Source organism: Bdellovibrio svalbardensis (genome assembly GCF_029531655.1).
Classification (GTDB): domain Bacteria; phylum Bdellovibrionota; class Bdellovibrionia; order Bdellovibrionales; family Bdellovibrionaceae; genus Bdellovibrio; species Bdellovibrio svalbardensis.
In genome coordinates, this window is the sequence record NZ_JANRMI010000004.1 from 366,872 (window position 1) to 389,671 (window position 22,800).

Annotated in this window: 19 protein-coding genes; 7 read left to right on the top strand and 12 right to left on the bottom strand. The window is 45.1% G+C overall.

Annotated elements, in window-relative coordinates:
• Positions 1–249: 249 nt before the first annotated feature.
• Complete coding sequence (locus NWE73_RS14685) at positions 250–600, top strand: XRE family transcriptional regulator (RefSeq protein WP_277579097.1); 351 nt, start codon at positions 250–252, stop codon at positions 598–600.
• 11 nt (positions 601–611) lie between these two features.
• Here the strand turns inward: NWE73_RS14685 and NWE73_RS14690 are convergent, their stop codons facing one another.
• Entirely contained in the window at positions 612–1,559 is a 948-nt protein-coding gene (locus NWE73_RS14690) for a hypothetical protein (RefSeq protein ID WP_277579098.1), read from the bottom strand.
• A 272-nt stretch (positions 1,560–1,831) separates the two neighbouring features.
• Positions 1,832–5,809, bottom strand: a complete 3,978-nt coding sequence (locus tag NWE73_RS14695) for a DEAD/DEAH box helicase (protein WP_277579099.1) — start codon at positions 5,807–5,809, stop codon at positions 1,832–1,834.
• Positions 5,810–6,448: 639 nt separating this feature from the next.
• On the opposite strand from NWE73_RS14695, the gene NWE73_RS14700 reads away from it, so the two are divergent.
• Positions 6,449–9,196: a hybrid sensor histidine kinase/response regulator gene (locus tag NWE73_RS14700; protein WP_277579100.1), complete on the top strand. Its 2,748-nt coding sequence runs from the start codon at positions 6,449–6,451 to the stop codon at positions 9,194–9,196.
• A gap of 152 nt (positions 9,197–9,348) precedes the next feature.
• Positions 9,349–9,699, top strand: a complete 351-nt coding sequence (locus tag NWE73_RS14705; RefSeq protein WP_277579101.1) for a hypothetical protein — start codon at positions 9,349–9,351, stop codon at positions 9,697–9,699.
• Positions 9,700–9,717: 18 nt separating this feature from the next.
• Here NWE73_RS14705 and NWE73_RS14710 read toward each other — a convergent pair whose 3' ends face one another.
• The 4 genes from NWE73_RS14710 to NWE73_RS14725 form a co-directional block, all read right to left on the bottom strand.
• Positions 9,718–10,203 carry an RrF2 family transcriptional regulator gene (locus NWE73_RS14710; RefSeq protein ID WP_277579102.1) on the bottom strand — a complete coding sequence of 162 codons (486 nt, stop codon included), beginning with the start codon at positions 10,201–10,203 and terminating at the stop codon, positions 9,718–9,720.
• On the bottom strand, positions 10,204–10,683 hold the full coding sequence (locus NWE73_RS14715) for a carboxymuconolactone decarboxylase family protein (protein ID WP_277579103.1): 480 nt from the start codon (positions 10,681–10,683) through the stop codon (positions 10,204–10,206).
• A gap of 114 nt (positions 10,684–10,797) precedes the next feature.
• The gene (locus NWE73_RS14720; RefSeq protein WP_277579104.1) at positions 10,798–11,226 is read right to left on the bottom strand and encodes an SRPBCC family protein; all 429 of its coding nucleotides are present in this window, start codon (positions 11,224–11,226) and stop codon (positions 10,798–10,800) included.
• A gap of 84 nt (positions 11,227–11,310) precedes the next feature.
• Positions 11,311–12,174 (bottom strand): DUF72 domain-containing protein, encoded by an 864-nt coding sequence (locus NWE73_RS14725; RefSeq protein ID WP_277579105.1) that lies wholly within the window; start codon positions 12,172–12,174, stop codon positions 11,311–11,313.
• A 253-nt stretch (positions 12,175–12,427) separates the two neighbouring features.
• Here NWE73_RS14725 and NWE73_RS14730 point away from each other — a divergent pair, with 253 nt between their 5' ends.
• A complete protein-coding gene (locus NWE73_RS14730; RefSeq protein ID WP_277579106.1) occupies positions 12,428–13,765 on the top strand; it encodes a hypothetical protein in 1,338 nt (445 codons plus the stop codon).
• On the opposite strand, the gene NWE73_RS14735 is transcribed toward NWE73_RS14730, so the two are convergent.
• A complete protein-coding gene (locus tag NWE73_RS14735; RefSeq protein ID WP_277579107.1) occupies positions 13,745–14,203 on the bottom strand; it encodes a YaiI/YqxD family protein in 459 nt (152 codons plus the stop codon). The genes NWE73_RS14730 and NWE73_RS14735 overlap by 21 nt on opposite strands.
• Before the next feature lie 14 nt (positions 14,204–14,217).
• Positions 14,218–14,412 (bottom strand): cold-shock protein, encoded by a 195-nt coding sequence (locus NWE73_RS14740; protein ID WP_277579108.1) that lies wholly within the window; start codon positions 14,410–14,412, stop codon positions 14,218–14,220.
• 276 nt (positions 14,413–14,688) lie between these two features.
• On the opposite strand from NWE73_RS14740, the gene NWE73_RS14745 reads away from it, so the two are divergent.
• The gene (locus tag NWE73_RS14745) at positions 14,689–15,543 is read left to right on the top strand and encodes a hypothetical protein (protein WP_277579109.1); all 855 of its coding nucleotides are present in this window, start codon (positions 14,689–14,691) and stop codon (positions 15,541–15,543) included.
• 11 nt (positions 15,544–15,554) lie between these two features.
• On the opposite strand, the gene NWE73_RS14750 is transcribed toward NWE73_RS14745, so the two are convergent.
• The 4 genes from NWE73_RS14750 to NWE73_RS14765 form a co-directional block, all read right to left on the bottom strand.
• Positions 15,555–16,664, bottom strand: coding sequence for an NAD(P)H-dependent oxidoreductase (locus tag NWE73_RS14750; protein ID WP_277579110.1), 1,110 nt, complete (start codon positions 16,662–16,664; stop codon positions 15,555–15,557).
• 76 nt (positions 16,665–16,740) lie between these two features.
• Positions 16,741–18,219: a nitronate monooxygenase gene (locus tag NWE73_RS14755; RefSeq protein WP_277579111.1), complete on the bottom strand. Its 1,479-nt coding sequence runs from the start codon at positions 18,217–18,219 to the stop codon at positions 16,741–16,743.
• Between the two features lie 260 nt (positions 18,220–18,479).
• Positions 18,480–19,121: a hypothetical protein gene (locus NWE73_RS14760; protein ID WP_277579112.1), complete on the bottom strand. Its 642-nt coding sequence runs from the start codon at positions 19,119–19,121 to the stop codon at positions 18,480–18,482.
• Between the two features lie 188 nt (positions 19,122–19,309).
• Positions 19,310–20,338 carry a hypothetical protein gene (locus tag NWE73_RS14765; RefSeq protein ID WP_277579113.1) on the bottom strand — a complete coding sequence of 343 codons (1,029 nt, stop codon included), beginning with the start codon at positions 20,336–20,338 and terminating at the stop codon, positions 19,310–19,312.
• 382 nt (positions 20,339–20,720) lie between these two features.
• On the opposite strand from NWE73_RS14765, the gene msrA reads away from it, so the two are divergent.
• Together msrA and NWE73_RS14775 are read left to right on the top strand one after the other, a co-directional pair.
• Positions 20,721–21,293: a peptide-methionine (S)-S-oxide reductase MsrA gene (msrA, locus tag NWE73_RS14770; protein ID WP_277579114.1), complete on the top strand. Its 573-nt coding sequence runs from the start codon at positions 20,721–20,723 to the stop codon at positions 21,291–21,293.
• A 111-nt stretch (positions 21,294–21,404) separates the two neighbouring features.
• The gene (locus NWE73_RS14775; protein ID WP_277579115.1) at positions 21,405–22,799 is read left to right on the top strand and encodes a response regulator; all 1,395 of its coding nucleotides are present in this window, start codon (positions 21,405–21,407) and stop codon (positions 22,797–22,799) included.
• Position 22,800 lies beyond the last annotated feature (1 nt).

Genomic DNA, 22,800 nt, shown 5'->3' on the forward strand with positions numbered 1-22,800 from the left:
TATTCCTTACTCCGAGCTTTGGATTGACCCTCATTATGAGGAAAAACATAAAGGCAGCATTGATGATGAACTCATACAGCAACTGGTCCAGCAATCAGACAATTGGCTGCTAACTTTAAACGCAAAGATTCAGGGCTTCGAGTTTTATGAAGTCGATGGTGAATATGATGGGAAGACCTATCGATTGATACTCGTAGTGCCCCCTAACCATGAATACTTGGGGGTCAGAAATGCTTACAGGAGGTCCAAGTGAAGAAAGTTTCAAAAAAGCCAAGTAAAATAAGTAAAGCTCCGCCACCGGGCTGGCCTTCAGAAGAAGTTGTTAAAGAGTTTGAAAAAAAGACGAGAAAATCTTTAGTGACAAAACTACTCCCCCCCAATCCTGGACTTGTTGAGTACACAAAGCAGACTCTTTGCGAGCACTTCATTCGCTATCGTCGCGACGAAAATATCACTCAGCGTGAACTGGCAAAGCGCCTAGATGTAACAGAAAATAGAGTCAGTGAGATTTTACATTATCACCATCAGACCTTCACGATAGATAGACTGATTGAACTATTGAGCCGAATAAAGCCTGACGTGAGAATCAAGGTTGCCTAGCTTATGGCAATCTAAAAATATATACTCAAACCAACGCTTGCCACTTTGCCTGAATTTGTTTTCATATTCATCGTGGTACTGCCCGTTGTTATCTGAACCGACTGCAATAGCTGATCAAGTTCGATTTTAGTGTCTAGCACCACACTCTCGAAGAAACTGAAACCGAGCCCAAGAGCCATTACTCCTTGAGAGTATGAGCTAGATTTTGTTACCGCTGAAGTCACTTCATTCTGATATTGCACTTCCCCCAGATTCTCGCTTCCCAAGATCAAGTCGAAGTAAAATGCCTCTGCAATATTCCATCGTTGAATAAGCTCTAGACGAGAATTTGTTGACGACTCATACCTATAGGCAGCAGAGTCATCGACATTTTTTTTCTTCATAGGACCATTCAGCGTTGCTCCCAATTTCAACATTGCCTCATAAAAAGAAAACTTTTTGTAAAGAGCCACTTGAACAGTAGATAACGTGCCGCCTCTCTTCATATCTCCATCTTTACCGGCAACCGCAGCACTCCCATAACTACCACTACTGGTATCTGGAGAGTATGCGCACTCTAGAAGCAAACCTCCACCTCCGTCGCCCCCAGAACCTAGAATACGCCATGAAAATCCAACGAATGGATCAGTCGCACCCGCTGAGTTTTGCTTTACTTCAGTACTATCTACAGCGGTTCTCAATTTGTTGGTGCCGGTCGCAGCCCCTGCCGAAATTGCAAAATCCTTGAATATGCCCAGTTTTGCTTCAAGTGCGAGGAGTGATTGGTTGGCGTATGTATTCACAGTTGAACCGCTTACGAATCCAGAGAGGCCTGACTCAGAATTGACGTTTAAGAAGCTTGCTGAAAATTGACCTGGATGATTGATATAGCTTAGATCGAGAAGGCTGTTTTCAGAAGCAACTCCAGGTGATTCAAAACAGAGACTCGCCATCATTAGAGAAATCCAGAATTTAAACATCTCAACCTCCATCTCTTAAGATAGAGTGGCGCATCCGACCCGAAAAACAAATATTTTTGTTTATAAACAATAATAAATGTATAAATCACTTTTAAAGTCTTGGGTTGAGTTCAACAAGGAGAGTTCAACGTACGCAGAAAAGAGGTCATTGAGTTAAAAAAGTTATCTTCCAGCATTCTTGAAAACGTCTACTTGCGGGCGGAATTAATCCGCCATTTTCATGCAAAACATACATCACCGAGCTAAGGCTGGACTTTTTTTCAACGACCGGACTATTTGAGCCCGAGTAAAAGATCGAAGTCGGCTTTGCTGAGGGCGGCACTGCCGGTTCCGATTTCGACGTCTTTTTCGGTATTGGCGAAAAGAGTTTGGAACTTGCGGTCTTTGCGGTCTTTCAGGATTTCGATTTTTTCTTCTAGCGACTCATGCATGATATAGCGGAAAACTTGCACGGCTTTGCTTTGCCCCAAACGATGGGCGCGGTCCGTGGCTTGGTTTTCGACTGATGGATTCCACCAAGGCTCGAGATGGAACACGTAGCTGGCTTTCGTTAAATTCAAGCCTACACCGCCCGTTTTCAAGGTCATCACCAAGACAGCTCCGCCCTGAACTTTATTGAAGTCAGAGAGGATCTTTTGTCTTTGCTTAGTTGGGACCCCACCGTGCAATACGAACACTGGAATATTGGCAGTTTTTAAGATGGAAGCTGTGTGTTCAAGTGTTTGCAGGAACTGCGTAAAGACCAGGGCGCTTTCGCCGGACTCCACGATCTCTTTCAATGAGTCTAACAAGGCCTCTAATTTTGGAGGAACTTTCTCGTAGCGAACGTTCGGCAAGGCAGCCGGGTCTGAACAAGCCTGACGCAATCTTAAGAGGGCCGTCAACATTTGCAGTTGCACGCTCGCCTCTCCTTGCGCCATGAAGGTCTCTTGAACCTTTTGGTTATAAGACAATGCGATATCGCGATAGATCTCTTTTTGACGTTCTTCAAAGGCAATGCTGACCTTGGTCTCTTGCTTTTCCGGAAGCTGATCGAGAATTTCTTTTTTGGTACGACGAAGCAGCAAAGGTTTGATTTTTAGTTTCAGATCTTCCATCTCTTCGCGGGTTACCATTTCGGTATTTACGAATTGACGACGGAAGTCTTCGATTTTTCCCAAACTGCCAGGCACCAGGATATCCACCAAAGAGTAGAACTCTCCGTAGTGATTTTCCATCGGCGTTCCTGTCAGACAGATTTTAAACTGTGCAGTCAATGACCGAGCGGCGCTGGTTCGCTTGGTTGTTATGTTCTTAAGATTCTGAGCTTCGTCAAAAATCAGGATTTTGAACTTATACTGATTGAGAAAATCTTCATGCTCCATCAAAAGACCGTAGGTCGTAATGACCACCAGCTCTTCTTTTAGATCCAAACGCTTACCGACGGCATCGCGATCTTTGTTTGAAAAGACTGTGAGCGGTATCTTCGGAGTGAACTTTTCCACTTCACTTTGCCAGTTGAATATCAACGACGAAGGTACAACGATCAAGACTTGGCCCATCTCCCCTTTTTCCCGGAGGTCATCCAAGAAGGTCAGGGTTTGAAGGGTTTTACCAAGACCCATATCATCGGCCAGCAAAGCGCCCAAGCGAAGCTTGTAAAGATCTTGCAGCCACAAAACACCTGTCTCTTGATAAGGCTTCAATTCCGCCTTTACTGAGGAAGGAATTTTGAATTCACGGCTCTTTGTTCCCAATTGATCATAGAAAGCGCAAATCTCGTCCCACTCATAGCTGCCACGAATGGCCACACCCGAAGAGCGCAAGGCCAAGAGTTCAAGAATTTGATGGCGCGGAAGACGATAAAACTTATCTCCATTTTCCTTCTTACTGGCTTCGCCTTTTCCTTTTTGCAGTTTCTGCCAAAAGTTTTCAAGACGACGCAAAGAAGGCATTTGTTTGCGCGGAACCAAATAAAGTTTTCCGTTGTACTCGACAACACCATTTCCGCCGAAGCTTCCCATATTGTCTGGATCAATCTCTTCCCCACGCAGGAAGAATCTTGGATTGAGCTCAAACCAATTAAAGAACTTTTCCTGAGCATCGGTTTGAAGAACAAAGTCGATATGAAATTCATCTTCGTTCAGTTCTTGCAAAGGCTGCCCTTTGAAGAAGATCTTAAATCCATAAGGAATCAAAGCCTGCAGGGCTTCGAGGGTCTCATGCATTTGCGAGGCATCTTTACTGGATTTCGGAAAATGGAAAGTACCCTCATTCAAGTGAGTGTCTTTTTCAGCATCGCCAGTCCAAATTTTTGCCAAGAATGAAGTGCGCGACTTCTTGAAAGCTTCACCACCAGAGGACAGAGCCAACTTTTTAAGAAGCTCATAGATCACACGGAACTCACGTTCCACAACACCCTCAAGAACGACTTCGCCCTGCTCTGAATAAAAGGCCTCGCTTTTAGTCAAGGTTTCGAGGGTTTTAGTCACGAAGTCTTCAAAATAGAACAAAACAGACTTCGAGCACAGCTCTGTCAAAGTCATATCTCGAGCTAGCACAACGCCAGTTCCAGAAACCAACAAAGCTTGAATCTTTTCATGCAGAGTTGGGAAAATCTCTTCTTTCTTAACCGGGGTTCCGTCCGTCAAAGTGCCATCAAAATGGAAGGATAGAATCTCCAGCATCAGGTACTGCAACACGCCCAGATTTCTAAGAAGCTTTAGATCCCAGTCTCTTTTTCCCCGAGCCCGGGTAGCAACGTCTTTCGCCTCCGTATTAAGCAAATAGGGAAGGCCTTGGGACAAGGTCTGCAAATAAAGTTCTGCTCTTGGCGTCCAGCCTTTGCGAGCCAGATCCTTTTGTCCCATAACACGTGCGGTCTGCTGCAGGAAGAACTCCCCACCTTCGCTCAATTGAATTTCTGTCTGACTTTGGTGAGCCCCCAAAGTTCTGGATTCACCCGAAAGTTTTACGGGAATGGTTCGACTGCGCAAATATTTTAAAATAATTTTAGATTCCAGTTCACCGGTCACTGTGATTGTCGGCATGGGTTCCGCTCTGAAACTTAAGTCAGAATCCTTTTCTGGAATTCCTGACAAAGTCTCTGTCAGCTGACTCCATTCTCGGAACCAGGGATGAACCAAAATAACGCCTTCTGTTTTCTCCACGGCAAAAGAGTCAAAGAAATACAACGGCTGCTTCCGGAAGCTCATCAACTTAAATTCAGCCTCGAGATCTTTCTTCTCTACAAACTCTACCCGCCAATCAACTTCATTGTTCGGATCAAACTCAATCGACTGCACCCGCATCGCTTTGGTTGGATGATTCTTCGTTTGAACATAGAGCTCGATTTGACCTTGACGCAGACTACGGGCCACATTCGCCAATAACGTTTGAATGATCTCTTCCAGCTCTTTGAGAGCCTGGCTGATAAAATGATTGTCTTTTTGTTGAGTCAAAGGCCACTGTGCAAAAACAGATTCCGGTTTTTTCGGCAATGGCAGCAATTCACGCGGCACCTGTCTTTGCAACGGGTGACGTAAGATCTCGCGGGCACTGATTTGCATACCATTGCTAAAGTTATAGCGCAAAATATTCGCCAAACGCGTCTGCTCATTCACCTCATTGAAATAGTGCTCTGAATAAGCTGTCAGCTTACGACGGAAAACTTCCGGCATATTCCAAAGCTGCGGCGAAAGAAGCTGCATGGTATTGGTGACTTCATGGGCTTTGTATTTGCTAAAATTGATGTCCAGTAAAGTTCCTAAAGGTGCTCCCTTTAAAAGGGGCGCATCTTCAAGAAACAGGCTTATCGAATCCAATTTCGTGCCGGCCAAAGACGCAAAGGGGTCTTCGTCATCCTCCTGCGGTGGAGCAACTTCACGCTCTTTCAATTTTTTAGAAAGTTCTGCCAATTTGTGATTGGCAATTTGCGAGGTTTCCAACGTCATTGCCTGCCACAACAAAATAAAAGAACCCCATTGATGTTCACAGGTGTCACGAGACGTGTCAGAGGTTCCGCAGTGCTCGCAACGAAAATGAACTGCGCCATTCCCCGCCTGCTCAGAAACTTCCACCAGCACACCCTTGGAAGCGCTTTTATCATTCCAGAAAATTTTTAATTGTAAATTGGGGGTCGCTGGAAGCAGCTCGTAACCCTCAAAGGCACCATCTTCAATCAATGCCATGGCATCTTCGTATGGATAGCGTTCGCCAAGAGGAACTCTTTCGCTAGGGTTACGAAGTTGGGAAACATTTAAAAGCGTCATAGGGGCAAGAAACACTATTTTGTCCTTTGAGAACCATTAAAAAGGCATCAGTTAGTATCGGCTACATCTGCTAAATTGTCACTATAAGAGAGACCTTTCCCTCAGAAATGAGAAAAGCGGACGATTTCCAGTCTCCAAGTGGCAAAATAAACTGGATTGGAAATTAAAGGGTGTGTTTCCGCGGCCTCTTCTGCTATGCTGTCCAGTCGCCTCGCGATCATTCTCTTGTTGAGCAAATACTGCCATTTCCCAGTGGCAAAACCCAAAATCAATCCCTTCAACGAACCAGTGACGGACCATCACTTCACAACTTCATTTTGTTGCATTACACTCTTCACCAGCTTTACAGACAACTGCCCCTACGGAGAAAATTCAGATATGTCTAGACTGGAAAATAAACTCATGGCATTTCCCGGACACCTCACCGTAGCTTCACTTTGCGGAGCCTTTTCACTTCTTATTGGCAGCCTTGCCTTAATTGGTTGGTCATTTGATATATCCCTTCTCAAGACAGTCCACCCCCAATTTGTTGCGATGAAAGCGAACACAGCCGCGTGCCTCGCACTTCTCGGGCTAAGCATTCTGTTTTTATCTGGGCGAGAATCTAAATATTTTTATAGACTTTTTGCTCGGTGTTTCTTGAGCATCACGTTATTCATCGGCCTGCTTACAATTGTAGAATATGTCGGAGGATACAATTTCGGAATCGATGAACTCTTCTTTAAAGATCAGGGCGAAGCTGTCTTAACGATTTTTCCAGGGCGAATGGCCGTTGTCGCGGCTTCTTGCTTTGTCCTTCTATCTGGAAGTCTGCTGCTTCTTTCAATTAAAACTCTTTCAGCACGCGAACGCAACTTTATAGACATAGGAGCCTTCGCCACCATTGCATTGCTGGTTCCGTCAATCCTGGGATATATCTTAGGCCTTCAACGAAACACATCCTTCTATCCCTATGCACAAATCGCACTTCACACTGCATTTGCTTTACTTCTGTGTGCCGTTGGCATCATTGCTCTAAACTCACTGGGTTTTGTTCATCAAGTCGCAACCTCAAAAACGATTGGCGGAAGAAACTTTAGGACCCTCACTCCTGCCCTGATCTTAGCTTTAGTGACTGCCAAGTTTTTGATCTCCTATGGAGAAGTACATGGATATTACGACTCAAAATTCTCACAAACTCTTTTTATCTCGACTGCCATTTTTGAAATTGTTGCCATTTCTTTACTGCAGTTCTTTTCCCTCAACAAACTCAATTCAGAAATCATTGAGTCGGACCGCAAGGCGCAAAGCGCCGAAGCCAGGTTAAAATACAACGAAACCATTGCGGAGTACGCAATTTGGAACAATGCGATTTTGGAAAACGCAAACTCGTCTATTATTTCTTCGGATCCAAATGGGGTCATTCGCACATTTAACAAAAAAGCCGAGCAACTATTGGGGTATCAGCGGGACGAAATGATCGGCAAAAAAACTCCAGAAATTATTCATGATCCACAAGAAGTTGTTGAATATGCCAAGACCCTGAGCAGTCGCCTTGGTCGAGAAATCTCTCCTGGCTTTGAAGCTTTCGTAGCCATGGCGCGAGAAGATGGCGCCGACGAGCGCGAATGGACTTATATCCGCAAAGATGGAACCACATTACCAGTCTTTTTATCCGTAACTGCGGTTAAAAATCAAAAGAATGAAATCATCGGCTATCTGGGGATTGCCAATGACATTTCAGAGAAGAAAGAAGTGGATAGAAAACTACGAACAGCTCTGAGCGATGCAAATGCTTCCTTAAAAGCAAAAGACATCTTTTTGGCCAACATGAGCCATGAGATTCGCACACCGATGAACGGTATAATTGGCATGTCAGATCTTCTGCTCGAAACACCTCTTAGTGACGAACAAAGTAAATACGTCCATGTCATTCAAAAGTCCGGCGATCAACTTCTAGGTGTTATCAATGATATTTTAGACTTTTCCAAAATTCAGTCTGGGGGGTTCTCTCTGGACTTACACCCCTTCAGTCTTGTCGAACTGCTTGAGAATCAAATGGAAATGTTTAAGGCCCGGGCTAATGAAAAAGGTCTTTCTCTGATGTCTTATATCGATTCCAATGTTCCAAATAAACTTATCGGGGATTCATTTCGTATTGCTCAAGTGATCACCAATCTTGTGGGGAATGCCATTAAGTTCACCCAACGAGGTGGCGTCACTCTTTTTGTTGAAACTCTTGATTCCGGCAGCTCGGTTTGTGATCTTAAAATTTCCGTCGTGGACACTGGCATAGGAATATCCTCTTTGGATATGACCAAACTTTTTTCACCATTCATTCAAGCGGATAATTCAACTTCCCGACACTTTGGCGGAACAGGCTTGGGGCTTTCCATCTCCAAAAGCCTCGTGCAGCTTATGAACGGTGAAATTGGTCTAAAAAGCGAAGAGAAGATGGGTTCCACTTTCTGGGTACGCCTCAAACTTTCTCCGGCTGAAGATCAAGACCAAACAGCACTTGAAAATGACTTCGCCAGCTTACAGTATAAAAAGATTTTGGTTGTGGATGATGATCCTTTAGCAAATTTAGTTTTGGAAAAGTACCTCTCTAGCTGGGGCTTTCAGGTCATTACGACCCTGAATGTAAGCGAAGCCCTGGCCGAGCTACAACTTGCCGTGGATCAACGATCACCATTCAGTGTTGCCATCATCGACAAAAGATTGTCTGAGATGGATGGATTAGATTTGGCACGAATGATTAAGAGCAATCTGGAACTCGCAAGCACACCGTTAATATTAATGACCGCACATAACAAGTCGGGATTAAAAGAAGAGGCTTTGCGAACGTACTTTTCAGATGTCCTCATTAAACCTTTCCGCAGAAGCGAACTGCAGAAAGCCTTAAAACAACTGCTCTTGGCCGATAAGACCAAGAAGCCCCTCTCAGTCTCTCAGGTACTTCCTGCGAATAATTCCAAAGATGAACAGACGAAGCTGGGAAGAATTCTGGTGGCTGAAGACAACCAAGTGAATCAGCTGGTAACTCGAACACTTTTAGAACAACTGCAATACAGTGTCCTTGTTGTCTCCAATGGAAATGAGGCTTTGAAGGAAGTCTTCAGTGAACATTTTGATTTAGTTTTTATGGATTGCCAAATGCCTGACTTGGATGGCTACCAAACAACAGTTCGTATTCGCAAAGCAGAAGCTGGCACTGGACGCCACATCCCCATCGTGGCCCTCACAGCAAATGCGATGGAACAAGATCGAGAAATGTGCGTAAAATCCGGCATGGATGACTATCTTGCCAAACCAGTGAAAAAAGTAGTTTTAGAAGCGATGCTGAAAAAGTGGCTGCGGACTGCAACTTCCATAAACCCTTCTCCTGGGCTGGACCGCGAAAGTTAGCAGAAGTTAAAGAACTGAAATGAAATTATTTTCCCGAATATCACATTTCTGGGCAGTCTCTGCCTCGCCAGTTCGAATTCACGACAGGCAAAACTGGACTTTGTTTTGCAGCATCCATTCAGGTCAACAATCACCCTTCTAAAGAGGAATCAATGATTATGAACCTTAGCGTACTGGCATCTTTTCTTTGGGCCATCCTTCTTACCTCCTCGGCACAAGCTGCGGCCCTGAATAAACAAGAAATTCTGCAGGTCCAAAGCTGTTCTGAGCCTGAACTACAACCCCTTGGCGTCCACCAACAGGTTGTGGTGAGACTCAAATACATCACTTGTGACACTCAGAACAACCCAACTTTTAATTCCAAAGAGAATGAGCTTGAACTCAGCCAACTCAATCAGGATTCAAATACCGTCGCGTTGGTTAAGGCTCTTTGTCAGGTTCTCGAGAGTCAGCTCAGAGCCCAAGCCATCGACATTGAAAACTCGTATTGTATGAAGGAGTAGTCCAGACGTCCGCGACCTCTAACGCCTGGACAACAACCAGTCGGTTCCTTTTTGAAGTTGATCATCGGAAAGCTTATCTGTGAGCTCTTCTCGCAGTATCTTTAAATTCATCGAGCGAAGCTCACGCTTCCAAGCTTCATCTGCACGGTTCATAACTTTTGCGATGGAACACATTGGGGAAAATTTGGCAGTCTTTTTAAGACATGGATTATTCTTTCGAATTTCCGTGCACTTAAATGTCTGCGTTGGGCCTTCCACCGCTTCAACAATATCCAAGAATGAGATATCTTCTGGCCTTTTCGCAAGACGATATCCACCTGTCGGCCCCAGCGTCGTATCGACAAGACCGGCCTGCGCAAGAGCTTGTAAAGCCTTGGATAGATACTCCTTGGGAACGCCATGGAATTCGGCCAAGGCCTTAGTGGACACATATTGATCTGCGGGCAGCTCACTGAGCGCTACACAACAATGAAGGGCCCACTCAACTTGGTTACGCAAAATCATCTAGACCAGGCCTATCTTATTGACGCCTTTAATTTGATCCAGAGATCCCGGCTCATTTCTAAAAGCGACCCCTAAACGGTTCCACATATTGATAGTTCCAATCGCGAAAGTTAAGTCTGAAAGCTCTTTTTCAGAAAAAAATGTTCTCGCTTTCTCAAAGTCCTTATCTTCAACACCGCGAGTGCTGATCTTGGTGAGCAATTCGGCCCACTCAAGAGCGGCCTTTTCTTTTTCCGTGAAAAGTTTCGACTCATGCCAGAATCCCAAATGATACAGTCTCAGCTCCCGCTCCCCCAGAGTGCGCGCTTCTTTCACATGCAGATCCAGGCAAAACAGGCATCCATTCAATTGTGACACCCTGATTTTAACCAGCTCGATAATACTGCGCTCGACTGGCGATTCTGCCAAAGTTTTTTCAAGGGCTATAATAGCGCCATAGGATTCAGACGACAGTTTTGGATAGTTTAAACGAATAGCCATTTTTACACCTCACAATTAAGGATATCTAATATCCTTAATAAAGACAGGACGCAAGAAAATCTTCGGCGAGCTGTCCGGATGAAAAAGAAAAAGGGCCTTGCCAGGCCCTTTTTACTAGTCATCAAGATAAGATTTCAACTCTTGCAAGTGGTATCCCCACCCGACTTCAAAGTCTTTCATGATTTTTGCTCGAGATTTATCAGGCAAAGATCCCCATCCGACATGCTTCACGGTCAAAACACGCTTGGGCCCTTGGTCTTCGATCGAGAAAGTACATTCGGTCTGTGCCTCTTTCGGCCAGTCCTTTTCACGCCACGTGAAGGTGATATTTTTCTTTTCTTGAAGAGATAGAACTTTTCCGGAAGCAAGGCCTTTGTTTCCTTCGTCATCCACCCAGGCTTCTTTGAACTTTCCACCAACGCGGGGCTCAATGACAACATCGTCGCTCCACCAATTCTCGATATCATCGGAATCAGTCAAGGCTCTCCAAATTTCTGCAACTGTACCACGAACGGTGATTGAGAGTTCGATTTGATCTTTCATCGGCTACCTTTTCTAAAAATCTTATGGCACTAGCATAGCCAATCACTGACTTATTCTCAATTAGGAATTGCGGAGGCACCAAGATTAAGCCTTCAAAATCCTCATCAAGGACTTCGCATCAGAGGGAGCTCTGATTTTAATATTGTTATCAAAGTAAACGAAGACATCCCGCGGAGCCTTTTTCCCCGCCTCATCACTGATATCCAGGGCATCCAAGGGCTCCCTCCCCTTTCTCCAAAGCTTGATTCGATCAGCCCACCAATTCAAAGTGGGCTCATCGTAACCGCTGGCATACAGCTCTTCATCACCATGCAAACGCAGATACATAAAGTCGCTGGTGACATCTTCCATATAGGGCCATTTCCCGGCCGTATCCGCTAGCACCAAGGCGATATTGTATTTCCTCAACAGTTTGATGAAATCGGGATTTTCAAAGCTATGATGGCGAACTTCCATGGCATGACGAAGAGGACGTGACGAGGTCAGAGCGTCCTCCGGAAAATCAGCTTCAAAGCGATCGGCGGTTTGCGCCAACAGCGCTGCTTCCTTAAAGGTTCGGGGCAACATCTTAAAGAACTCCTCAATGCGCTCTTCATCAAATCGAAAGCTCGGTGAAAACTGCCATAAGAAAGGACCTAATTTCTGCCTCAGATGCAAAACTCCAGAGGCGAAGAAATTTGCCAGAGGCTGTCTGACATTGTGCAAGCGACGAACGTGAGTGATATATCGCGGACCCTTCACTGAAAAGCGAAAGTCTTCGGGAGTCGCCTGGAACCAGTTTTTATAACTGCTTGGGCTTTGGGTTGCGTAGAAGGTGCCGTTGATTTCAATAGAGCTCACCTGCCTGCTTGCATAAGACAGCTCATCTTTTTGCACCAAATCTTTGGGATAAAATTCACCTCTCCACGGAGAGTAGCGCCAGCCCGAAATTCCTATTCTTGTTTCCATGAACAGGATGGTAGCATCCTTAAATTCAACTCTGGAAATGAGCCTTCACAATGACAAACTTACACTCATAGAAACTGTTGCCACACAGTAATCACTGAGCAACAAAGAATGTCACTTCTCAGAATGAGACAAATGGAAATGACAGGAGACTGATCCAGCTAGGTCCTCTTTCCTATAGACGCTATTTTTTTGGCACTCCGAAGGCACAGCTCTTGCCTCTCTTCATATTGATACAAATGTATTGGAGATGCTTATGGGTTTCACAAGAACGTCCAAAAAATTTGCTCTGACATTCCTTGCCGGCCTTCTGGTTCTTTCGGGAATCACCGCATTTGCCGCCGGCGAACAATGTGCCAGTATTTTTGCAGAGATCAGCTCCACCCAAGAGTTGAATGAGTTGATGGTCAAACGCTATCCGCAACTGACTTCCATACTCAAAGATCCCAATGCCTATTTTGAAAAATATCGCGAACGCTTTAATGAACAAAAAAAGAAAACACCCGAAAGTCCTTTCTCTTTTGATTTTAGCGAAATGGGCCTGCCTTTGGTTCAGGATATCAACGGCTATTTGAGTGCAAAGATTGAGACCGTACAAAAGGATTTAACTGCTCTGAAAGAAAAGCGCGATGGTCACAATAAATTAGTTAAAATCGTGCGCACGCCCTTTGACAAATCCAAACAGAACCAACTCGAATTGTATTTGAAGTATTTGGGCGAACTTAAAGCTGAATCTGCAGAGATTTTGGCAAAGGGCTCTGTGTCGTATCGTCATCTTGTTGAGTTTTCATATTTCTACAGCCGTGCCATTGGTCGCTTTGATACCAAGTCTTATCCATTGAAGGATCGTTTTCTTCTTTATACAGATCGTTTGCTGGAGGGCTACAAGCCACTTTCTTTGAGTAAAGAATATGAAATGTATAAGTCGCGCGAGTTCGGTGTGTTCCAACTGCACAGTAAATATAGCGGATACAAAGCGGCCGAGAAAGACTTTGAGTCAGCTTTCGCCAATAAAGAGGAACTTAAATCCCTGTGGATTCCAACCAATGCCAGCATTGGAAACTCTGTATTAATGCGACTTATGAATACGCGCCTTCACTTGGTCGGTGTCACCGACGCCCCAATTTGGGCGGATGGATACAACCGCCCCGCGGGTGACTTCTGGATGCACGACGTTCGCCATGAATCCTTCAAGTTTTATGAAGTGCAAAGATATTTGGAAAAGAATGACCTGAGCGCTGAACAGTTCGTAAACATGCAAAGAAAAATGGACGACTGGCTGGTGGAATTAAATCGCGAAACCGCGAAGATCGAAGATCCGGATTTAAAGAAAGCCGTTTCTTTGACTTCTTTCAACTTCCATCACGATGCCGGATTCCCATTGATTCCTTCGATGTATCTTGCACAAGAAAGATATCAACCTGTGCGCAGCCTTTACACCATGCACATTATCAGCGGTCACGGAGTTACCTTCAAAGATCCTTGGAATAACCTGGATAAAGCGGAAGTGTGGTTGAAAGATTTCTGGCGTCAACGCATTGACCAGGAATATGAAGCTTTGGACTTGGCCAAATCATCTTCTGGCGCGAAGTAATTTCGTCAGTTCTTGATCAAACCCATTGGCAAAGCTTGCTTTGTCTTTGGGTCCGAGAGGTGGTGGTCCCCCTTGAATCATGCCGGCTCCACGAAGATCTTGCATAAGATTTCGAGTCGCAAGCACATCATGAACATTGTCTTCATTATAAACCGATCCACGCGGATTGATTGCAACAACATGCTTTGCCACTAACTGCGCCGCGAGCGGAATATCCGCTGTCACCACAAGGTCGCCCTTATTTGCATGCTTAAGAATATAGCCATCTGCTACATCAAGACCGTGATCAACTATAATTAGATTTATCAGATTAGATTCGGGAATGAACATCCCAGAGTTGGCTACCAAGGTCACTGGGACCTGAGCCCGGGAGGAGGCCTTGAAGACCACCTCCTTGATAACTTTCGGGCAGGCGTCAGCATCAATCCAAATTTTCATTGGATGAATAGACACTAGCCTTTTACTACAACGCTAACTGCGCATGGACCTTTTTTACCTTGTCCAACTTCAAACTCAACTTTATCGCCATCTTTTGGCTGTTGGCCTTGAACTTCAGAAATATGGAAAAACAAATCAGCACCTTTATCAGGAGTGATGAAGCCAAAACCTTTTTCAGTATTGAAAAACTTAACTGTACCAGTACTCATTAAAATAACCCTCTTTATGCGCTTTATGCGTATTTCGTGGTCTTACACTAACACATCTTTGGCAAGTTGGTGAAAAACTTCTTCTAGACCTCATTTAATGCGGGAAGTCTCGACCTGAATGGGCCCTTTCAGGCCTCCACGGGCAGATGAGGCCCCAAAAGGACGAGCTAAAGGACCCCATTCCACCCCTTCCCCCCCGCCACTGTAAAAGACTTCTACAAAAAGCCAAAAACACTGCACTCTCACTGTAAACCTAGACCATGCTACAATTGAGGTATGATTAAAGAGCTTTGGAATTCATTCCCACGTATTCTCGAACAAAGAATTAATGCTCTTCTGGATGAGGCAGAACCGACTCCTGCGAAGGCCTTTCAGATCTACAAAGCCTGCAAAAATGAAAGCTTGTGGACCGAGTCCTTTGATAAATTCTCGAAGCATCTTGAAAACTTCTTTTCGCTTCCTAAGAGCGAACGACGCAAAAGTGTTTTGGATTCTGTCCTGGATGCCCCGATGAGTATGGCCACTTTCGAGGGCTTTCATCTGAATTTCAGAAATGCGGCTGTCGACAACCATTCTCTTTTAAATCTTGCGAACTGGGCCCATCATTTAATGCGTCTTAGTTACAAAACCGATTGCGTGGTGATCTCGGAAGATGTCTTGGGAAAGACCCTGCACTATATCACTCACCCTCCCCTTTTTGAAAAAGCACAGGATATTGAGTTCGAAGACTTTTGCTCTGCATGGAAGAAAATAGTCTTCAAACTGTTCGGCAAAAAGTACGATGGGGAATTCAACAAGATCCTCAGCGAACTGCAATGGCTGAATGCACAACTTAAACTGGAAGAACAAAATCCCAGCGAACGGGCTTTTGCTCCAACCATCTATCTGACTCAAACGGAAATCGATTGGACCATTGCGGTTCAGGCCGCGGCCACCGAACACCAACAAATTCCCAAATTCCCCCTCTCAAGAGGCCCTCAAAAGCCCCGTTTGATGGACTTGGAACGAACGATCCGACTCTACAACATCGTGCAAACAACAAAAGACCCCGAGTTCATTAAACATCGGGACAACATCCGCGCCACCATCCTCGATCGATGCGCCAGCTTACTAAGAGAAAAAGCCAGCTAATGTATCTGTTGTTATTCGAGATCGTGATGGCGTTCCGCTTTGTAAGCTTTGCGACCAGCTCGATGAATGAGGGTGTTTGGAGCATTTGTTGAAATCAGATGCTCCGAAAGCTCCGCACAGCGATCCACCAGCTCTTGCGCCGCCTCTTTCAGGGCATGGCTCCTTTGAACATAATGAACATTGTGGGCCATGTTCTCCATACTCCACCCCAAAGAGTGGGCTATATATGGAAAGGGCGGAAGATGATAGCCGAGCTCCGAGAAAAATCCCATCATATGACCCGCGACAGACTGAACATTATCCTGTCCACCTGTGATAATAAATCCTGCAACTTTATTTCTAATGAGTTGATTGTTATGAGTTGTGATTTGATTTTGAATGCAATTCAGTCGCTCGGTCATTTTATAATAGAGCGAACTGGCAGATCCCCAACGGATTGGTGTTGCTAAAACTAAAACATCCGCCCAGTGCACCAGATCTTCATAGACCTGATCCAACTGGTCCGTTTCGTCAATTTGCGTGATGGAACAAGGCCAAATACAGGCGTGGGCATCTTTGGAATAGAATCCTTCGCAGTGACGGAATTTCAATTCACGTAACTTCAGCAAGTGAGTATCGAAGCCCTTGGCTTTGGCGTGACGAAGAGACTCTTCCAGCAGCAACTCGGATGTTGAAACCCGCGGATATTTTAAATCCATCACCGTCGTGGAGATTCCCGCAACTCGCAAAGGACCCGGTGCTCTTTCAGGTTTGCGCGCCAATGCCAGCGGCGGATGAGGTATTTTATTTCGAGTTTTCAGTGGATTCAAATCCACCCATAGATGTCCCGCTTCTGTTTTCAGCGCATATGTTGGAACACGATCCGCTTCGAAACCAGGCTCGCCTTCACCGGTTTTCCAATGAAACTTGTAGTAGTGCCACGGACAAACAAGGTACTCACCTTCAAGAATTCCATTTCCCAAAGGTCCACCAACATGATTACACACACCAGAAATCGCACTAAACTGAGAGTCCTTAAAGATCAGTGCAATCTTGGTTTGTTGAACTTCAATTTGTTGAACAGGTTTTTGCGAGAGTTTCGCGATAGAACCGAGGTCGTGCCAGTTGTTTTGATCAGCCATAGCAGATGATACTAGCAAGAATTCTGGCCAGAGTTTCGTTTCAACCTGGCCATCTTCTTTTGTGATCTAACACCTACTAAAGAGTCGCGATCGCAATAGGCTCTGTGACCTTGATCGCGGGCGCTTCCAAAGATAGCAAATAGCTAATAACATCTTTGGCACTGTAAGAGGTCTGACCAGGTTTGATCATACGTGCGATGTTATTCAAGTCATCACCCGCCGTCAAAAGTGGCATCTCTTCAGCTCCACCCGCCTGGATTTGTCCCATGCCGATATCAGCCATCAAAGCATTGCAAAGACATTTTCTGCCCACAGTGTCTTCTTCAAGACCACCTTTTTTGACATAGTCCTTAACAGGCTCAGCAGGACAACGTTGCCCCACCGTTCCGTCTTCTTTTTTATAAGCATGACGAAGATAACCCAAATCGCAAATGCGTTTACGGGAAAGATAAAGGGCCTCTTCAGAAATTGTTCCCGGCAGACGCGCAGCTTTAAAAGGGAAATTTGTCGGTGACGAACGAGGATCTGTGAAAATCCAACCACCAGCTGGTGCCGGCTTCGTCAAAATATCATGAATAGCGCTCTTACGATGTGCTTCTTTGACACCCGACTCATCAGAGAAGGCAAACAAAGTTCCAACTTGCACACCATGCGCACCCATCGCGCGCACCTCTGCAAGTTTTTCCGGAGTCGCATAATAACCCGCCATCCAGAATGGCAATTCTAAAGCAACCATGTCTTCAAGTGAAACTTCGTCGCGAACTCCATAAACAGGTTCACCCTGTTCATTGAGCTTCATCGGTCCACGCGGAGGTGCATTGTGACCACCCGCCAAAGGACCTTCGACAACGAAGCCATCCACTCGGCCCGTTGATTTTTTCTTCAAGTTCGCCGCCAAAACAGCTGACGAAACAATGGGGAAGAAGAACGGTCTCTTCAAAGGAACCAAAGACGTTTCTTCCATAACTTCTTGAGGATCAAAGTAAGTGATTTCGTCTTCGCCGCCAGCCACAGAAATTTTCAAACTGGCTTTTTTGTTTTCACTGAAAAGATCCAGGACTCCTGGTATTTCACGAGGAATTCCAGCGCCCATAATCACATAGTCCACTCCCGCAAGCATTGCTCCATAAAGACAAGCCATGTTGGGAAGTTGAACTTTTTCAAGAAGGTTCAAACCGATAACGCCTTGATGTCCTTCACGAGCCAGCCAAACCTCAACAAAGCACGCGACAACAGTGAGCTGTAAGAGCGCTTTTGAAGATTCAATATTGTATAGAGGTGCTCTTTTGTAAGCCTGAGTTGCAGGACGACCACCTTCGATATAATAAGTCTCAAGAATTTTTTGTACGATGCTTTGTGAAGGAAAGGCCTTGAGTCCTCTGCGGACGTGTCCATCTAAGTCACCATCTTGCAACCGGCGCACGAGAACTGAATTGATGGCAGTTCCGGAGATGACTCCGAGCTGGCCCGTTTGTGAAACAGTTTTAGCAAGTTTCCAGTCGGAAACCGCGATTCCCATTCCACCTTGAATAATAATTGGATGACTATATTTCATGTTTGTAACCTATCGGGGTCCAAAGTATGTCTCAATACTTACCTTAGTTGCGCGATGAGTCTTTTGGGCAATATTCGCAAGTTTCTCCTCAAATGGAGCCTAAAGCCTTGCGGGTCCCAAAGGGAGAAGTGGAATCCTCACAAAAACAAACAAGCTTCGAATTATTCGGTGTACGAATGATTCTCGCCAATGGAAAAAGGCCTTCTTCCGAAAGCCTTATTCAAAAACTGAAACTGTAGTTACTCAAAGGAAAAATGTATCTACCGATGCGCTCTTGCCACGATTTCTACTGAACATTGAACTCTATAGCGTGAATCCGGTGCCGCTGCTGCTGATGCAGAGCAGATTTGGTATTCTTCCTTCGGCCCCATAATCACATAACGTCGGCGTGTCTTTGTGTGATGATCATTCACGACACCACGAGAAGAGATATCACAAGAAACTCCATATTCACTACGGCATGATGAAACTGCATCAGACTCTGCTCTGGCAATTGAAGTCGCTCGGCAAGTCTCTTCATTGCTTTTTCTTTCGTCATATTCTCCTCGCCCGAAGATCGTGGAAATATAAGTTGGATATTGCACGATATGTCTTGCGACCACTGAACAATACGCCAAACCTTGCGCCTGGCTGTTGCATGAGCTGATCACGTCATAGGCTTGTTGATCGGCGCGGTAATTTGCCTGAGACAGACAGTCTGAATCATCCATCCCTACTGCTTTCACTGTTCTGTGCGATTCTGCATTCAGCGCATTCGCACAGCGTTTTTCTAAATCTCGCTTTTGCTCATCAGTGAGCCCATCACCACGGCCCATTTCGCCCCCGCGACAAGCTGAGCTCAACTGAGCATGTGCAGATTGAACACTAACGATAAGCAAACAACACAAAATAAGACTTTTCATAACTCCCCCCAGAGTTTGTGGTGCATAAAGACACCTGATAAGCACCTGGAAAGGGACTCTACAAAAAGCAGACCAAGTTATGAATCTAATGCGATAGATAAGCGTTTGTTATGAAAGACCAAGGCGCTTCGTTTTTGCTAGCGAAGCGCCTTTATCTGGAATTATGACTAGGAAAATGATCGTATGAACTATCGTTTCATGTTTGCCAAGAAAGAACCCAACAGAGTCGACACGACTGAAGAAACTGTGCTTGCGGTGGAGGATGATGTATTTGCGGAAGCTGATGAATTAATGCCCGCAAATAAACTTTGTGCCAAAGTACCCAGAATAGCTGACGATCCACCAGAAGAAGCGACCACGGAGCTCAATCCAGAATTTGATCCTGACGTAAAGGCACCAATTAGACTCGCCAAAGTTGTAGAAGAATTATTGTTTGCGCCCAAGGAACCAATCAATGAGGTCATGCCTGAAAGAGATCCCGAACCCAGGCTATTCATAATCGTCGACAGCACTGGAGATGAATTTCCCAAGGAACCCAAGCCCAAGACGGATCCTGAAGCCAGACTTTGCACCACAGTGGTTAAACTGCTGACATCAAAGTCTTTACCACCCAGTCGTCCGAGCAAAGAGCTGATCAAAGCACTGGCAACTGGCGATTGAGCTGCTGGAGCCACACCGGCTGTACCCAAATTGCCGAATAAAGAGCTGGCGACTTTCTTAATAAGATCCGTCGACACTTCAGTTTGGGATTGATTCACCAAAGATCCCAGCGCACTGTCCCCGATCAACGAAAGAAGACCGGATTTGCTGGTGAGGTCGGAAAGCTGCAAACTGCCAACGCCCAAGCTTGCCCCCTGAATAAGGACCGGAATAATAGAAGCTAAGTTATTGCTACCAGTAAGATTCGCTGACGACAATGCCATTGCGGCGCTGGAAACGATCGTATTGATCTGTGCGGAATTCAAATTCAAGCTGCCTAAAGAAATTTTCTGACTGCCCCCGGCACTACTCACGGCCGCTTGACTCTTCAAGTCTGCTTCTAAGCTACTGAGCATTTTCTGTGCCTCAGATTGCTGCGCGACTGGAGCGACCGGAGCAGCCTGAGCCGACTGCGATGAAGAGGTGCCTGTTGCCGGGCTGGTTGTTTGAAGTTGATTGCCGCATCCTGCGAGAAGTCCGACTGCTAGCAAAGGTAGAATCAGATTTTTTCTTTTCATGGTTCCTCCAAATTGAAATCCATGAACAGATTAAAACTAATTTTTAAAAATAAATATGGGGCAAAAAAATGAAGAACGTTAAGGTCATCGCGCTTGTTAAGAGAAGCGACAGATTGTTTTAAAATTTTGTCCAGTTCCTTCGCACATTTTTTTAGATATCATAATAATGAATTCTGTTTAGACAATTCCTTTTAGAATTCACGGAAATTCAGCGAGAACACACTTTAAACTTAGACAAAAAGCCATAAAGAAATTTTCTCAAAATAGAACAATGTCGTAAAACAATGCTTCTCTTCTTTTACTAGGTTCTCTGACAACTATTTCAAAAGCCTTGTAACCTTCCGACAACCTTCATCGAAAGTAAGAGTTGATGGAGGACTTTATGACTTATCTTAATCGCTTCAAAGCACTCACTCTTCTAGGCCTAATCTTTATGGGGCTCCACACTCATGCGAGCACATCATCACAAACAGCGATTCTGGCTGGTGGTTGCTTTTGGGGCATGGAGGAGGTTTATCGCACCATCCCCGGTGTTTTAAAAACGGAAGTGGGATACACCGGTGGAGCGGTCGTCAATCCCACATATGAGCAGGTCAGCCGCGGCGGTACGGGACATGCCGAATCGCTTCGAGTGGAGTTTGATCCTAAAAAAATCAGCTACCAGGAGATATTAAAGATCTTCTTCCGCATGCACGACCCCACTTCGCTCAATCGGCAAGGCAATGATATCGGCACGCAATACCGCTCTGAAATCTTCTATTTAAATTCCGCTCAAAAGGAAGACGCTGAAAAAGTGATCTATCTGGTGAATCAGGCGAAAAAATGGCCTTCTCCGGTTGTTACAAAGCTTGAGCCTGCGAAGAAGTTCTATCCTGCCGAGGAGTATCATCAGAAGTATCTGGTGAAAAATCCCCATGGCTATAATGATCACTATCTGAGAGATTTCAAATTCTAGAAGTGCCAGATTAAAATATACTTTGAAACGATCAATTCGCGACGCGACCAACGACTAAAGGAAGCATCCCAGACTCTATGAAGGCGAAAATATTTCGGCTTAGATAGGGGGATGCTTCACAAGTTCCAGATGTACACTGAGCAGAATAGATCGATTTTGATTATCAAATCAGAATCAGTAAATCTATCTGCGGCGGAAGCCTTCATCGTCAAGCGTGAATGGAATGTGCGGAGCTGCACCAATCTGAATGAAGCCATCTTATTCATTGTCAGCGAACGGCCCCAGTTTATATTTGTCAGCGTAGATCATCCCAACAAGAATATTATCGCCTTCATCAAACTGCTTCTTCAAACTTTTCCTGAAAGAGTCATCGTCTTTGGCGAAAAGCCGCACTCATTAACCTATCATCACTTCAATGAGACCGGTTGCCGCTACAATATTTACCCGCCCGTCACGGGGCCGGCAATGGAACGAGTTTTGTTGAGCTACTATAAAAATCAATTGGGTGCCAACCCAACGAAGGTGCAATCAGTTCCTCTGACTTTTAAATACAACAAGATTCAAAAGAACGAAGCCTGGGTCTACAAAAACCCGCAGACCAAAAAATCTGACGATGTCATTTTAACCCTCGCCAAAGCCAGCGAGATGTTTGCCGTTGTTGATGAGGCTCCGCTCGGCAAAGTGAAATTTGCAGTTTCTGAAGCCCCCTCCCAAGGGACTGTCACAGCAACTTCACCTGAAGTTTTAAACGGCACTGTTAAGAACAATACAGAAACAAACCCTCTTGGCAAAAAGCGCGAGCCGCTGAACGATAGCGCTCCGGCTCATGAATCCCTTATCTCCCGTGCCGCCCAGGAAGCTTTACAGAAAACAGTCCTTAAAACCAACAGTCAAAAAATTGAAGAGATTAAGATCTCTTCAGATATGTCCTGCATTCTTGTGCAATCGACACGCTTTTCGGGCTATTTGGTTGCAGCCTTGGGGGACAATCGAGAAGTCGATGGAGTTTTCATTCAAGCCCTGCGCAAAAGAATCTTCGCTTTTTTAAAGGCCAACGGAGAGAAGGTCAATGAGGCTGACGACCCTCTGCGCATTGTAGTCCAAAAAGTGAACTTCAAGAACTGGGCAGAAAATAAAGCGGAGTTCCTTCGCAAATCTGTTCACAAGGAAGAAGAGGTTTCTATTGCCTTCTTCCCTCGTCAACACATCCGCCTGCATTTTGAAGAATCCGCAGATGAAAAAATGGCGAAGGTTAAAATGACCGAAATCAAACCTGATGTCCCTGTTGAGTTCGATCTGTATATTCATCTTGAAGAAAATGACAGATACATTCGCTACACCAAAAAAGGCGCCAAGTTTTTAGCAACACAGAAAAAACGACTCGAAGCCCAGGGTCTTAAATACATGCATGTATTCAAGACCGACATCCCGGAATTCAACAAATACCGTGCACAGAATTTCCTGAATGAAACCATTGAACAGTATCACTCAGCGGTTGAAGCATAAA